12 protein-coding genes are annotated in these 15,035 nt (G+C 47.9%); 6 read left to right on the top strand and 6 right to left on the bottom strand.

Going from position 1 to position 15,035, the window contains the following annotated elements; translation table 11 throughout:
• Window positions 1-7 precede the first annotated feature (7 nt).
• From argH to AC6I1F_RS02035, 4 genes are all read right to left on the bottom strand, one after another.
• Complete coding sequence (gene argH / locus AC6I1F_RS02050; RefSeq protein WP_289171972.1) at window positions 8-1,405, bottom strand: argininosuccinate lyase; 1,398 nt, start codon at window positions 1,403-1,405, stop codon at window positions 8-10.
• 394 nt (window positions 1,406-1,799) lie between these two features.
• Window positions 1,800-4,868: a hypothetical protein gene (locus AC6I1F_RS02045; protein ID WP_289171973.1), complete on the bottom strand. Its 3,069-nt coding sequence runs from the start codon at window positions 4,866-4,868 to the stop codon at window positions 1,800-1,802.
• A 270-nt stretch (window positions 4,869-5,138) separates the two neighbouring features.
• On the bottom strand, window positions 5,139-5,483 hold the full coding sequence (locus AC6I1F_RS02040) for a cytochrome c3 family protein (RefSeq protein ID WP_289171974.1): 345 nt from the start codon (window positions 5,481-5,483) through the stop codon (window positions 5,139-5,141).
• A 10-nt stretch (window positions 5,484-5,493) separates the two neighbouring features.
• Window positions 5,494-6,951: an FAD-dependent oxidoreductase gene (locus AC6I1F_RS02035; protein ID WP_289171975.1), complete on the bottom strand. Its 1,458-nt coding sequence runs from the start codon at window positions 6,949-6,951 to the stop codon at window positions 5,494-5,496.
• Between the two features lie 165 nt (window positions 6,952-7,116).
• On the opposite strand from AC6I1F_RS02035, the gene AC6I1F_RS02030 reads away from it, so the two are divergent.
• The 6 genes from AC6I1F_RS02030 (at window position 7,117) to AC6I1F_RS02005 (ending at window position 11,987) form a co-directional block, all read left to right on the top strand.
• Window positions 7,117-8,004, top strand: a complete 888-nt coding sequence (locus AC6I1F_RS02030) for a MurR/RpiR family transcriptional regulator (protein ID WP_289171976.1) — start codon at window positions 7,117-7,119, stop codon at window positions 8,002-8,004.
• A gap of 30 nt (window positions 8,005-8,034) precedes the next feature.
• Entirely contained in the window at window positions 8,035-9,165 is a 1,131-nt protein-coding gene (locus tag AC6I1F_RS02025; protein ID WP_289163827.1) for a DUF401 family protein, read from the top strand.
• Between the two features lie 128 nt (window positions 9,166-9,293).
• Window positions 9,294-9,854, top strand: a complete 561-nt coding sequence (locus AC6I1F_RS02020) for a nitroreductase family protein (protein WP_289171977.1) — start codon at window positions 9,294-9,296, stop codon at window positions 9,852-9,854.
• A 36-nt stretch (window positions 9,855-9,890) separates the two neighbouring features.
• Window positions 9,891-10,511 carry a LemA family protein gene (locus AC6I1F_RS02015; protein WP_289171978.1) on the top strand — a complete coding sequence of 207 codons (621 nt, stop codon included), beginning with the start codon at window positions 9,891-9,893 and terminating at the stop codon, window positions 10,509-10,511.
• The gene (locus AC6I1F_RS02010) at window positions 10,480-11,490 is read left to right on the top strand and encodes a TPM domain-containing protein (RefSeq protein WP_289171979.1); all 1,011 of its coding nucleotides are present in this window, start codon (window positions 10,480-10,482) and stop codon (window positions 11,488-11,490) included. The genes AC6I1F_RS02015 and AC6I1F_RS02010 overlap by 32 nt, the downstream gene beginning before the upstream one ends.
• Window positions 11,491-11,492: 2 nt before the next feature.
• Window positions 11,493-11,987: a TPM domain-containing protein gene (locus AC6I1F_RS02005; RefSeq protein WP_289171980.1), complete on the top strand. Its 495-nt coding sequence runs from the start codon at window positions 11,493-11,495 to the stop codon at window positions 11,985-11,987.
• Between the two features lie 146 nt (window positions 11,988-12,133).
• Here AC6I1F_RS02005 and AC6I1F_RS02000 read toward each other — a convergent pair whose 3' ends face one another.
• Together AC6I1F_RS02000 and AC6I1F_RS01995 are read right to left on the bottom strand one after the other, a co-directional pair.
• The gene (locus tag AC6I1F_RS02000; RefSeq protein ID WP_289171981.1) at window positions 12,134-13,558 is read right to left on the bottom strand and encodes a lyase family protein; all 1,425 of its coding nucleotides are present in this window, start codon (window positions 13,556-13,558) and stop codon (window positions 12,134-12,136) included.
• 10 nt (window positions 13,559-13,568) lie between these two features.
• Entirely contained in the window at window positions 13,569-15,023 is a 1,455-nt protein-coding gene (locus AC6I1F_RS01995) for a lyase family protein (protein ID WP_289171982.1), read from the bottom strand.
• Window positions 15,024-15,035 lie beyond the last annotated feature (12 nt).

Below are 15,035 nucleotides of genomic sequence, written 5' to 3'. Positions count from 1 at the left end.
GCGATGTTTAGAGAAGCTTCTGATGTGCGTCGTCGAGGAATTTCTCAGCGTTCTGCATCTGAACTTTTACGGCTTCAGGAGAAGTGCCGCCGTAGGACTTTCTGGCACCCACAGAGTGTTCAAGGGAGATATCTTCAAAGATATCTTCTTCAAACAAATCCGACTGAGCCTTGAATTCTCCCAGCGTGAGCTCTTCCAGAGTTTTATCTTTTTCAACGCAGTAACGAACGGTCTGCCCTACTACGCGATGCGCATCTCTGAACGGCATGCCTTTCTTGACAAGGTAGTCGGCCATATCAGTCGCGGTAGAGAAGCCGTGCGCCGCAGCCTGATATGTGCGTTTAGCGTTGATTCGCATCTTGCGGACCATCGGAGCCATAACTTTCATAGTGTTCTGCCAAAGGTCAATCGTCTCGTAAGAAAGGAACTTGTCTTCCTGCATATCCTTGTCGTATGCAAGCGGGATACCTTTCATCATGGTCAACATGGCCTGGAGGTAGCCGTACATACGGCCGGTACGACCTTTAATCAGTTCCGCAAAGTCACAGTTCTTCTTCTGCGGCATGATGGAGGAGCCGGTTGTGAAGTCATCGGAGAGTTCGACAAACTTATATTCCTGGCTCGCGAAGATAATGATTTCTTCGCAAAGGCGGGATAAGTGCATGTAGCTCATTGCGGCGATAGAGGCGAACTCAATGCAGTAGTCGCGGTCAGCAACAGTATCGATACTGTTTTCTGTCGGCTTCTTGAATCCGAGCTGTTTGGCAGTCGACCAACGATCGATCGGGAAGTCCGTTCCCGCTAAAGCGGCGGCACCCAATGGGCACTCAACAAGACGGTCGAGGAAGCTCTGCAGTCTGTCGTAGTCGCGTTTGAGCATCCAGAAATAAGCCATCATCCAATGTGCGGCAAGTACGGGCTGAGCAACCTGAAGGTGTGTGAAGCCCGGCATGATGGTGCCGAAATTCTTCTCTGCCTGTTCAAAAAGGGATTTCTGGATTTCGACGATCAGCTTCTGGCATTCTTTCGTTGCGTCGCGGAAGTAGAGATAGCTGTCCACGCAGCACTGATCGTTACGGCTTCTTCCGGTATGAAGACGACCGCCTGCGGGTCCGATAATTTCGGTGAGGCGCTTTTCAATTGCCATGTGAATGTCTTCGTCTTCGGCGTTAAAGACAAACTTGCCTGCTTCAATTTCTTTGCCGACTTCTGCGAGACCTTTTTTAATCAGCTCGACATCTTCTGCCTTCAGAATACCGGTTTCGCCAAGCATCGTTACATGCGCCATGCTGCCTTGGATATCGTACGGGCAGAGACGAGTTTCTACTTTGATGACTGCACCGAATTCTTCAACAAATTTAGACGGTACTTCAGAAAAACGACCGCCCCACATTTTGCTTGACATAAATATTTCTCCTACAAGAAGATTTGACTGCTAACAACTACATAACCTATTTGTAAGTTTAGAAATATTTTTATATCGATAAATCTATGAATTCCCTGTATCAAAACCAAGCATATACGATGAGCTAATCTTTATTAACTATTTGTTTTATTTATTTTTAAATATATTTAAATTAATAAGAATATATCGATATATTTTATAAATCTTATTTCCTTTCGCTAATAAATGCCGTTTTTAAGTTGCATGGCAATTAAATTTTTCTGAAATCCAACCGCAAACCGAACAAATCTTGTGCTCTGAAGTCCACTTTGATTGGCCGATGCGATCGGATCTAAATCCCTTCAAATAGACAGAAGGCCGTCAAATTGACGGCCTCCCGGTAAAGAACAGTTTATTAAGCAGGTTCCTGCTGCTTTAAGCCTTGTTCGGCTAATTTCTCCTGTTTTTGAGAAACCTGAACAATATCGCCGCCATCAGCCTTAACTCGGATCTCCTCAATGGCCTGCAGGTAATCCTTGTAGTTTTCCAAGTAGAAAGAAAGCGCCTTGGAGAATTTCTGTCCGAGCATTCCGTCAAGGAAGAGACGTGATACCTCCTGGTACTGAGACAGCGTCTGCTGGAAGCGTACAAACACCAGTCTTTCTTCCGCACTCATCTTGCGAAGCTCGGACATGAAGGCGTATCTTGCGCAGGGCTGGTAGTACCAGATGTACATCAGGTCTAGCGAAATCACAATGCACTGAATCTCCATCGCCTTCGACTTCATCGAAATCATGTTGATGAATTCGGAAGGATTAGAAAGGAGCGAGAGGATGTCGTTCTTCGGGAACGCAAGTTCAAGCTTGGTGAAGCAGTCAAACAGGCCTTTGACGCCCATCTTAAAGTCTGAGGTACGCAGACGATAGTTGTTCTGACGATCCGCGACACTTTCGATCACGCCCGCAACGGTGTCAGAAGCAAACTTGGAAACAATTGCGGCCGCGGGCACTAGAACCGCCGCAGCGGAACCGCCCGTCAGAATTGGAATGATCATTGCCAGTACAAAGTTGTAGACCATCGCCACCGGAATCGCGAGCACGCTTCTGAAGAGATTTCCAACCACCGCGGTTTTCGGGAAGCCTCGGAAGATATTGTGCGAAGAGATATATAAGCCGTTCGCAAGCGCGATGATCGAGAACACCAGAAGCGGCGCTTTATCTACAGTGATGCCGAGCCAATGGCCGAGCAGGATGTTGCGCGTAAAGCCTTCCAGCAGCACGACCGACATGCCTGTGTACATAAGCGAATCACTCACGCGGGACCAGTTCACAACCTGAGTCCAATTAATGCGCATACCCTGACGGAATCCGCCCGCCGCGATCAGCGCCTGAATAATGTTACGGACACCGGTGATACTGAACCAAATCAGCGCGCCGAACCAAGCAAGCACCCACCAGTTCTGCGTCATCATGAACGTGAAGAACGCCGGAACAAAACCGATGGAAACCTTCAGGATGTTTAAAAGCGTGGTATTGGTGTACGCAAAGCCCTGCTTCTTACCGTTTTTTTCTTCGCTCTGCTTATGAACAAAACCGTTGGAATCCGCAGGCGTCTCACCGCCCAACGTAATGATGTTTCCTTTATCAGTGAGAGCGGCATGCGCGTAGCCGGCTTCCCAGACTCGTTCGTGTTTTCTGCCGAGTTTGGAGCATCCGGTCTTTTCTTTGAGCCATTTAATCCAGCCGGGCGAGTGCTCGTTTTCCGAGTACACATCCACGCATTTAACCGGCACTTTAAGTGGTAGGCTGAACGGGCTGAATCGGGATTTTTTACCGATCATTTTCTGCGCGCTCACAGGAAGCGTTTCCGGCACGGCAAGCCCCATGCCAAAATGCGAACCCAAGAGCGTCGTGGAGTCCGTACCGAATCGACTTCCAAGGGGCTGGCGGCGGTAGAAACTCAAGAGCAATGGAATGTTTTCCAGAATCTCGGTAAATACCGCCTTCTTCTGCGGATGCTCCTGCACCTGCGGAAGCGCGAGCATCGAAGAAATCAGACGTTTAAGCTTGATGACGTTTCTTTCATTGATCGCGTGCTGCAGATCATTGATCTCCTGAATATTCTCCTGTGACCCAAGCTTCCACTCCTTCATGTTGAAGACTTCCAAGTGCGAAATAGCGCCTTCCGTATCCCACAGAAGTTCCAGCACATCGACAGCGCTCAGCCGACTTGTCAGCAAAGTGGCGCGCGAATTCGCACGCACAGACTTGAGCATGGAAAGCAAAGACGCGATATCAATATTCAGAAGCTCCGGACGATCGTCATCCTGAGGAAGGCTCAGCGACTTAATCTCGGAGTTGCGGCTTGGTCTCAGATAGTTCTGATACAGATACGCAGACGTGAGCTCATCAAGCTTTGCCAAGGATGCGTTCAAATCGGCTTTTTCGTTTTCGGCCGCGGTGCCTAATGCCTCTTGGATTTCTTCCGCTCTCGCTTCAAGAGCCGGAAGAATGGACTTATGCGTAAATTCAGCCAAACGAACTAAGGAGGTTTGTCCGGTTCCGATGAATGCTCTGAACTGCTCTTCAGAAAGTTTCGGCAGTTTCAGGCCGTATTCCTTTTCGATTGTCGGGGCGTGCTTCTCGTTAAAGGCGGCAAGCGTCTCAAGGACTCGCTCACGCGCCCAAAGTTCGACCTTTCGGCCCTGGGCCATTAAGCGAACAACATCCGGTTCCTGCAGGAAGTCCATCACGCTCTTCGTATCGGTAAATCCTCTGGGCGTCCAGAGAATCTCTACGTATCGATCGTCAAACTTGGCCCTGTATTTAATGCCTAAGCGGACGGAAATTTCCATGATGCGCGCCGCCTCGAACAGCTCGTAAACGGCGTGCGGATCCACATAGTTGTAATACACGACGGACAGACGTCGAATACCTTTTACACGAGCATCCATCACCAGGTAAGTCGGGTTCTTGCGACCCATGGTGTTTGAATCATGAACATGGTCATCCATGGTCTTCTGATTCCACTCTTCCGGCATTTCCAAAAGATAGTACCTAGTGAGAAAGGAGCGGACGATTCGGGGGTTGCCTGCGGCAACCTTTTGGAAGTCGTGGATCAGACGAAGCTGCTCTTCCTCATTGCCGCGGGAGCGGACAATATCTTTCATGATTTGAATCAGCACGCGGGCCGTATTGAACTTAAAGGGCGTCTGAGCGCTGTAAAGCACTTCTTCATGAAGTGTTTTAAGCGCGGACAGGCGCTCATTCATTCCTTCGATGCTGTTCAGTCTCTGCAGAAGGTTAATGACCGCCATTGCCATGCGAACTTCATGGGTGGTGACCATATTCTGGATACCGTGCGGATGCAGACTGGTATTAAAGGCCTCCTGCTCTTCGGATGTCGCGGGGCCGTGGTCAATCACCTCGTTGATGCGTCTGAGCAGTTCTCTGTCTTTTTTATCGAAGTTAAAAGTTTCTCTCACGTCTGATTCTTTCTGGGAACTTTTGAAAACTTTTAATAATACGGGAGGTTATTTATTCGCGTTAGGTGGAAATTACCTACTCGGTAACACTTTTTCCAAGAACGTGGGGTATAGCTGTCGTGACGACGATTTGAAACGAATTCCTCGTTCATTTCTATTAACTAGCTCTCCTTATTCATATCCACGTCACAGGCACTTCATCAAACGGCTGTTTAATCCCAAAACAAATAAAGGAGACCATAAGGTCTCCTCATGCCCGTCACAATCAGACTACTTTACTTTCAGTTCAATTTTGTGACATTGAGAACACATGTTAACTGACGGTTGATGGCCCTTATGACACTCTTCGCAAGACTGATCGCCCATATGCGTATAGTGAGGATTAGGCTTGAGATCCTTAGTCTTTTCTTTCATAGCCTCAAATCCGCCATGGCAGCTTTGACATTTTTCAGTCGGAACCGCCTTTGCAGGGGGATTCTCCGAATGACAAGCCGCACAGTTCTGTCCCTTCTGAACATGTCTGTCCGCTAAAGGAGCGGCGTTCTGAGCAAACACCGAAACCGAAAATAAGGCTAAGAAACCCGCAAAAATAGAGGCTAACAACTTATGTTTCATTTCATTCTCCTTATTTGCCTGTGATTGCATGTCTTGCGGCGATTCTTCCCATCGCCACGCCGCTCGTAATTTGGCAGCCCGGAATGTCTTCCGCATACCAGAGGCCGCCTGCAGCATTACCGGCTGCGTAAAGTCCTTTAATCGGAACATCATCCAAATCAATAACCTGCGCATGCTCATTGATCTTCGGTCCCCCAAAAGTAGCCGCAATACCGCCGCTCATCGGAATGGCATAAAACGGCGTGGTAGAAACAGGGTGCGGTTTCTTTCTGTTGTGAGGGGGTTCCTGTTCAGAACCTTTATTTTTAGCAATTGCCTCGTTGAACTCTTTTACGCTGACAACAAGATTTTTCTCATTAATGCCGGCTTTCTTAGCTAATTCAGCGATAGTGTTGGCCTCGTAAACAGGGCTGTTCAATCTCTTGAAGCGGTCTAAGAGTTTGGTAAGGATATTGTCTTCATCGTTTGTCTTGATGTCGCAAATGATGAACGTCCGATTATCAGGAGTTACCTGCGGCAGAAGCTTAGAGCGTATGGCCTGCCCCAAGCTTTCATCTACACAGCGCTTGCCGTCTTTACCAACAATCATTCCGTATGCGGAGTTGCTGACACGAGCCGGATTTGCATGCGTTTCAGGAACAATCGGACCAGCGTAAAACTCTGTCATGTTTACAAGTTTTGCGCCAAGCGGTCTGGTCATAAGAATATTTTCGCCGGTGTTCCTCATGGAGCCTCTCAAGTTCAGTCTTGCAGCCCACGGACCCATGTACATCACGCGCATTTCTTCATTAGCCGAGAATCCTCCGGTCGCGATAATCACACCCTTGGCAGCCATAAACGACTTGACTCCTTCAGGTGTTTTCGCCTTGACGCCAATGACATCCCCATCCGGATTAGTGATAAGTTCAAAGGCTTTCGTGTTCACAAAAAGTTTGACTCCGTCGTCCTTTGCTTTCTTAAGAAGCCTTCTCATCAGAATAGATCCTCCGGTAGTTCCGTCTGTGGTCATAAAGAAAGCTCTGGACAAATTTGGCGCCGGCAACCCCTTTTTCAGCGTCAGGGGGACGCCCATATCGATAAGCCAGTCAATACTTGGGCCGGATTCCTTGGCAAAAGCCTCAATGACTTTTTTATCTCCAACCCCTTGTGTTTCGTGCCAAGCATCATTGACAAATTTCTCGAGAGTGTCCCCGGTCTCTTTTTGATAGCGGCTTCCTACGCCGCACAGACGTCCGGAAGCATAAAACGTGTTGCCGTCAGGACGGAGCGCCTTTTCAAGAACTGCGACAGAAGCTCCTAATGATCTTGCTTCTATGGCTGCCGCCATACCAGCCGCGCCAGCGCCTATCACGATAAAGTCAAAGTTGTTCGTCTTGGATTCAGACGGTTCCTGTGCGTGAACCAGCTCTGCGGTACTCATGATTCCTAAAGAACCGAGTCCAAGCTTAAATAAATTGCGTCGCTGCATAAGTTCTCCTTGCAATTTTTATTTCAAATGAAGCTGAATGAAATTCTAATTACGTAATAAATTTTTCAAAATTAGTAGTTTTACTAACTAATAATTCCAATTTCTCACAAAACAGAGAATAATTTGTTGATTAAAATGAAATCTAAATTTCAGAAGAAACGAATAATGCAGCAAACTGAATTAGCCAATGTTCCAAATTTTTTAAAGCTTTTAGAAGTAAAAGCTCAGCAGCTGTCTCGTCAGCACAGAAGAATCGCAAATTTTCTTCTGCATAACCATCTGGAAGCGGCTTTCCTTAACGCTTCAGAACTTGCAGAAAGAGCCGGAGTCAGTTCGGCAACAGTTGTGAGATTCGCAACTGCGATGGGGTTCAGCGGGTTCCCTGCCCTGCAGAAAGAGCTTCAGCAAATCGCTCAGGGTTCAATTGGAAAACATGAATTTCTAGCGGTTGAAGCTTCCGACAAAGACGATACTCTGTCAGCAACCATCAGACAGTCGATGAAAGCTTTAAAAACTTTCTCCGAAGAATTGGACAATGAAAATTTTTTAAAGGCCGCCAATACGCTATACAGGGCCCGCAAAATTGTCACCGTTGGCCATAAGGCGAGCTTCGGCGTTGCAGTTCATGCTTCGTATGTCCTCGGTAAGGTTCATAAAGATGTTCGCTACATTCAGGGAACTGATGAATTTGATGCCTTTTCTGCAATCAACGATCTTTCTGAGGAAGACGCCGCTTTAATTTTTACAGTGATTCACTATCCGCGGTCAACGCTGAAGCTGATAAGACTCTTGGCAAGAAAAGGCGTCAAGATCATTGTCGTCTCCGACTACAGAACTTTTGACGAAATCAGTCTTGCTGAAGTGTCCCTGCTGACACCTCTTCTTTTTCAGGGGTTCTTGGATATCATGTCTCCCATGCTCGCACTGACTGACGCCCTCGCCTATGAAATCTACAAGCTCGATGAGCCTGTCGCGAGAAAACGATTAAAAGAATTCAATGAATTTAACGAGCAGGACGGAGCTTTCCTTCAAATCTGCCGGTTCGCCGAATAAATTCAAGCGATAAAGAACCAAGGAGAGACTATGACGATAGGAAGGTTTTTCTTAGCTGCGTCATTAGCACTGCTAGTCTTTTTTGGTAATAGTCGAACAGTTCATGACACATTTAACCGCTTAGGCACCTTCGATTACTTTTTTGCTCCTCTTCTAATCCTCTATTTGGTATCTGTCTTGGAGCGAATTCTTGATCGACTAAGCGTGATCTCGTCGATCGAAAACTATCTGGCGGATCGGAATTTAACTCGTCTGTCCTATGCGTTCATCCCCGGGCTAATCGGTTTGATTCCGTCTATAGGCGGCGCGCATTTTGCCTGCTCCATGTTTCCGTCTTCAGCTGGGAAAAAACTCTCAGGCTGTCAGCTCGCCGCGATTAACTATTTTTTCAGGCACTTCCACGTATACAGCAACCCACTGATCACGGGAACCGTCTTGGCCTGCGCCATTACAAACACTTCTTTGTGGTTTGTCAGTCTAACTTTGCTTCCGCTCACTTTGCTTACTTTCCTATTGGGCTGGAAGTTTCTGATTCCGAGTTCTAAGAAATATTCAAAAGAAACCGGCCACTCAATCAAAAGCTCGATGAGCTTGAAAATAATCCTCGTATTCGTTTCAATCTTCATTGAAACTCTGATCTTTTTTCTCTTGGATATAAAAATCTTCTTCTGGCTGGCAACCGTCATTTTTACGCTGGCATTGGTTTCACCTCAGACCGTTTGGAAAGCTTTCAAGCCAAGCAAAGATAACCTTTTTCTACTCTCTGAGGTCGCGTTCATCCTAATATTTGCTGCTGTTATCAACTCGCTTGGGATCAATCAGCTACTGACAAACTTCATCTATTCGAGCGGTGTTCCTACAGTCCTCACATTTTCTCTTGTTACTGTCTTTTTGGCTTATATAACAGGGATAAGCCAAGCGTATGTTGCGATTGTCATGCCTCTGATCGTCGGCTTAACCGGAAACCAGTTCAACTTAGTGTGCTGGCTGTTAGCGCTGGGATTCTTTATCCAATACTTAACTCCCGCTCATTTGTGCCTCATTGTTTGCGCTAAGTACTTCAAATGCTCGGCATTCCGTCTAATTCAGCAGATCTTTCCGCCGGTTGCTCTGGCTTTCCTCTTATGGTCTCTAGGATTTTTGGCGTTTTGCCTTTTCTAAACCATACAGCCCGATCTTTTCTGCTAAACACTTTCCAATTTGAGTTCGGACGCTTCTACATTAAGTAGAAACCATTATGATTATCGGCAAAGCTTAAAGTTAGTCCCGATTATTTAGAAAAATGCAAAATGCCTAGCTCAATCATTCAGAGGCTTGCCTCACGGCACTCCGTGGGCGCAAAGTTTCTAACAGAACCCGTACCCACAGCAAAGGATTATGAAGAGGCCGCTCTGTGGGCCTCTGCCGCACCGGATCACTGCAGACTGCATCCGGTGCGTTTCGTCATCATAGAAAACCGCGCCAAGCTCGCGGACTTCTTCGAAAGCGGTGAGCTTTCCATGGGCGCAGATGCCGAAGAAGCCGCAAAAGCACGCAGCAAAGCGACTAAAGCGCCCGCTGTCGTCGCGGCTATCGCAAAAATCAGCACCGACAACGCCCGTGTCCCGGAATACGAACAGTGGATGAGCGTTGGCGCCGCGGTTTCTAATTTTCTTTCCGCGCTGGAAATCAAAGGATTCGGCGGCAAGATCGTGAGCGGATCCAGCACCAAATACCCGGATGCGGTTAGAGCCTTCTGCAGAAAAGACGAAATCATCGCCTGCTGGATCATGCTCGGTACACCTAAAAAAGACGCTCCGACTCCCCAGCCTAGGGAACCGATCGAGCAGCTGCTGACCTATTTTTCTTAAACTTTTAATCAGACCTTTAGACACGAGGTGCCTTCTATGAAACGATTTTTCATGTTAGTCGCAGGCATGTTTATGACTGCCACCATGCTGACGGGCTGCGGATACAACGAAATCCAAACGCTCGACGAATCCACTAAAGCAGCATGGAGCGAAGTGCTGAATCAGTATCAGCGCCGCAATGACCTGATTCCTAACGTCGTGAACTCCGTCAAGGGCGAAGCGGATTTCGAGAAATCCACCCTGACAGACGTCATCAACGCCAGAGCTAAGGCCACGTCCATTCAGGCGACTCCGGAATTGATGGAAAATCCCGAAGCGTTCAAGAAATTTACACAGGCTCAGGGCGAATTAAGCAGCGCTCTCTCACGTTTGCTCGTCACGGTAGAACGCTACCCTGAACTCAAGAGCAACGCCGCCTTCCAAGAGCTGAGAGTTCAGCTTGAGGGATGCGAGAACCGCATCGCGATTGCACGCAACCGCTACATTAAGACGGTTCAGGAATACAACACTTATATCCGTCAGTTCCCGCAGATGGTCTGGGTCTGGATCCTCGGCTACAAACCTAAGGCGCAGTACACGGTAGCTGATGAAGCCGCTATCACAACTCCTCCAAAGGTGGACTTCGGTGGAACAACTGCTCCTGCTCCGGCCAAGTAAATGGCTTAGTTTTCTAGCCGCTTTGATCGTCAGCATCGCAGCGCTTTTCTGCGAAGCAAACGCGGCCGATCTGCTTCCGGTACCGGATGTTGCCTATGTCACTGACACGGCAAATATCCTGACACCGGAGCAGAAACGCTCGCTCGAGGCAAAGCTCGCTTCCTTTGAATCCAAAGTCGGCTCTCAGATCGCGGTCATCATTGTCCCCTCCACAAACGGAGAGCCGATTGAGGATTACGCGCACAGAGTCGGGGATCAATGGAAACTCGGACGTAAAAATGTCGGTGACGGACTGCTCTTTGTCGTCGCTGTTAATGATCACAGAGTTCGCATTGACGTGATGCGCGCCTTGGAAGGCATCATCCCGGACGTCACCGCGTCCCGCATCCTTAACGAAGCGGTCCTTCCGGCCTTCAAAACCAATAATTACTATCAGGGCATCAATCAGGGCCTCAATAGAATCTTTGCGCGCATTGAGGCGGGCAATCTGCCGGCGCCCGACGCAAAATCTTCTGATGAAGGCAACTGGAACATCTACGATCCGGATGAAGCCCTTTGGGATCAGCCTTGGGTCGCAGTGATTTTCATCGGCTTTGTGATCACCATGATGTTAAGAGAGCTGATGGGCCGCAAATCCGCGCCCATCGCCGGTCTGGCAGTCGGCGGACTCTCTGCCTTCATCATGCAGTCGCTCACAGCGGGCATTATCATTGCGATCGCAGTGGTCATCATCGCCATGAGTATCCCGACTGCTGTCCTTGAGGCGGGTGCAAGACGCACTGCGCGAATGTACTCTCAGGATCGCCGCTATCGCAGTCGAAATAATGGAGGTGGTTTCGGCGGCTTTGGAGGATTCGGCGGTGGCGGCGGATTCGGCGGAGGCTTCGGTGACGGTGGCGGAATCGGAGGCATGGGCGGCGGTGCCGGCTCCGGAGGCGGAGGAGATTCCGCTGGCGGCGGCGCAAGCGGGAGTTGGTAAAAATGTCAGTCGGAAGAATACTTAAACATTGGGTAATGTCACCAATCCCGGTGACCATGGCCTTTCCTCAGTCTTCTCTGGACGAGGTGTCCCGCTGCATTGAAGAATGCGAAACCCGGACCAGCGCGGAATTCCGCCTGATCATCGAACGCAGCATTCCTTCTAAGGATCTGAGAAGAAACATCACAGACGCCGATCGGGCAAAAGAGCTTTTCGGCCAGTACGGCGTTTGGGACACGGAAGAGAACAACGGCGTTCTGATTTATCTCAATCTAAGCGATCGCGCGATTGAGATTTATCTGGACCGAGCGGCTACCCGCGTCGTCAAGCAAAACGAACTGAACGAGATCGTCAAGAGAATCGAGGAAAGTTTCTCCCAAGGCCAGTTCGAAAGCGGCGTCTGCAACGCGTTCAAAGAACTCGCCAAACTGCTTGCGCCGGCGTTTCCCAATAAGCTCGTTGAGAATCCGGTGCCAAACGAGCCGGTTATCCTTTAATTATCTAAGCCCGCGTCACCGCGGGCTTTTTAATAATTAAAGACTTGTCGTAGCTCTTGCTTACACTATTCAGCAAGGCAAACACCCTCAGCTAGAGTGTTTGTCGTTTAAGAAATTTTCTTAATGCGGAATAGTTCACTCTAAACTCACACATTTCTGTAGTTCTGGTATTTCGCAAAAAGCTCCTCCATCTTGTCTGCGTCGACAAGATTATCAACATTAAACAGATCCTCAATAACCTCGTTAGGCAGCACGTGAGCTTTCTTTGCCGCTTCTTTACAAGTTATGTCTTCATCGAGAGCCAAATGAGCTATCTTTGTGCCGACCTCATAGCCAAACAGCGCGGAAACCATCGTCGCCAAAGAGGTTGACTTTTCCGTCATCCCACGGCAATGCTCTCTATTGGCGGTTATTCCTTTAATACATTTATCCGCAAAGACGCGCATGGTTCTAGACAGCAGATCGGAACTCTCAATGAAGCTTTTAACCGGAATTCCTGAAGAGGTCCCCAATTCCAACCAACCAGAAAGTACGCCGGCAATTAGCCCTGCATGATTAGAGCAAACTCTGTCTGTGGACAAGAAAACCATTTCCGGAATAACTGGGTTAACCTTACCAGGCATAATGGAAGAGCCGGGTGCAACAGCGGGCAAATTGATTTCTCCAAATCCCGCTCTTGGACCGGAGCCTAAAAGTCTTATATCTCTCGCCGTTTTCCATACGACTGTGGCAAGAGCCTGCAGATGAGCGTGAGCAATCACAATACCATCTGTGGCCATCATGCCGTCAAAGAGATCTTCTTCTGTATAGATTGGCCGTCCGCACACGTCTGAAAGATGCCGCTCAATCACTTTTCTAAATCCCGGCATGCAGCCCATACCAGTTCCGACGCAGGTTCCTCCTATACAAGATCTGTTCCAGCGGCTTTGCTCCGATTTCAATCTCTTAACAAGTCTTTTTGTCGCGTGCGCAAAAGCTCCGAATTCCTGGCCTAAAGTCATAGGGACCGCGTCTTGCAGACAGGTTCTCCCCATTTTAATCACGTCTGCAAATTCATCTGCTTTTGCTTGCAGCGCATCAGCAAAATACTCTGCTGCAGAAATCACTTTGCCCAATTCTTCATAGATCACGATTTCTTTTGCTGTCGGAATCAAGTCGTTAGTAGACTGACACATGTTCACATGTGTATTGGGATGAATTCCTCCCTTAGTCTTATCTCCCGTCATTAATTCGTTAGCTCGGTGCGCGATTACTTCGTTCACGATCATGTTTGTCGGTGTACCCGAACCACGGTAAATGTTGACAACAAAATTGCCTTTAAACTTTCCGTTAGCAACTTCCCAAGCAGCTTCTTCAATGAATTTTGCTTTAGTCGGGTCAAGTGCTCCTATTTCAACATTTGCGCGGGCACAAGCTATCTTACACAGTGCAACTGCTCGGATGTATGAAGGATAGTCATCTAATGTCAGCGAACCAACATTAAACGCTCTCTTGTTCCTTTCAGAGACAATTCCCCAATAGGCAGAATCGGGAAGATCCATTTCTCCCAAACCATCATGTTCTTTTCGCATTTGAATCTCCTTAGCCGATTTTTCTCAGATTTGAGTATTTTTTAAACATTTCAATAGTCGCCTTGCGATCTGCGAGTTTCCTGACATCAAATAACTCCTCAGCGACTTCCGGCTCGATCAGGCCCTCACTTAACGCAACTTCCTTACACGATTTGCCTTCTGCATATGCTTTCTTAGCAATTTTGGTCCCGACTGGATAACCATATAAAGCAGAAACCATCGTCGCTAGTGAGGTACTCATCTCTGCGTTATGTCTTGCTAAATCCGCATTCACCTTGATGCCCTTAATACACAAGTCGGTTACTAATCTGAATCCCTTATCAATGAGTTCAAGAGACTCCATGCTGCCCATAAAGCTGCCGCACGTGCTGGAGCACAGGTCCAAATCGGATTCATTTATTGTTAAGGTGGCCATCATGTCATGAGAAATAACTTGCTGCATGATCTGAAGAAGCATCTCCGGCATGTAGGGATTGATCTTGCCCGGCATAATCGACGATCCCGGAGCAATTGAGGGAAGAATAAATTCTCCAATCCCTGTCCGAGGTCCGGAACTAAAGACATACAGATCGTTTCCAATCCTTCCGCCGGCACAGGCGATACACTTTAGCACTCCCATTAAATAAATAAAGGAGTCATTGTTTTGCGAACCGTCAAATAGTGCGGAATCCTCAATAACTTCGCTCTCCATTTTGGCCTGTTTCATTGGGAAACCTACTATTGCAGACAAGTGTTTGTATACTGCCTCGTTATATCCGGGAAGTTCTCCCATACCGGAGCCCAAAACCGTAGCGCCAAGGATCGTTTCCTGATACTCAGGTAAGAGCGCTTCCAGCCGCCTTCTATTTCTTGCGATTAAGGAATGCCATGCGCCAAAGACCTGACCAAAAGTCATAGGAACAGCATCCTGCATGCAGGTTCTCCCCAAGCGAGGAATATCTTTAAACTCAACTGCCTTTTCTGCCAAAGCATCTTCGAAATATTTCACTGATTCGAGAGTTTTGCTGATCATCCGATACAGGACAATCGCTTCAGCAGCCGGGTATGTATCGTTTGAAGATTGACACATGTTCACATGTGTATTGGGGTGAACGGCATCGTAGCCCTTCTCTCCTGTGAGGATTTCATTTGCACGATTAGCAATTACCTCATTGATGTTCATATTGACGCCGGTACCATGGCTTCTCCAAACATTCACGGGGAATTGGTCTGCAAACTTACCTGCGATAATTTCATCGCAGGCTTGAGCAATCGCCTTAGCTTTATCATTTTCTAAAGCACCGATCTCTGCATTCGTTAAAGCCGCTGCCTTCTTAATCTCGGCCATAGCTCGGATAACATGAGGAAGCTCATTGAAAGTATGGTCCGTTACGTCATAATTATTCGCACAACGAACAGTTTGAATACCATAGTAGGCATCGTCCGGAACAGGAAGTTCTCCTAAAGAATCTTTTTCAATACGCATTTAATATCTCCG

It is taken from the genome of Parasutterella sp. St.1A3, from assembly GCF_059728705.1.
This window is presented reverse-complemented; position numbering and strand designations above follow the sequence as displayed.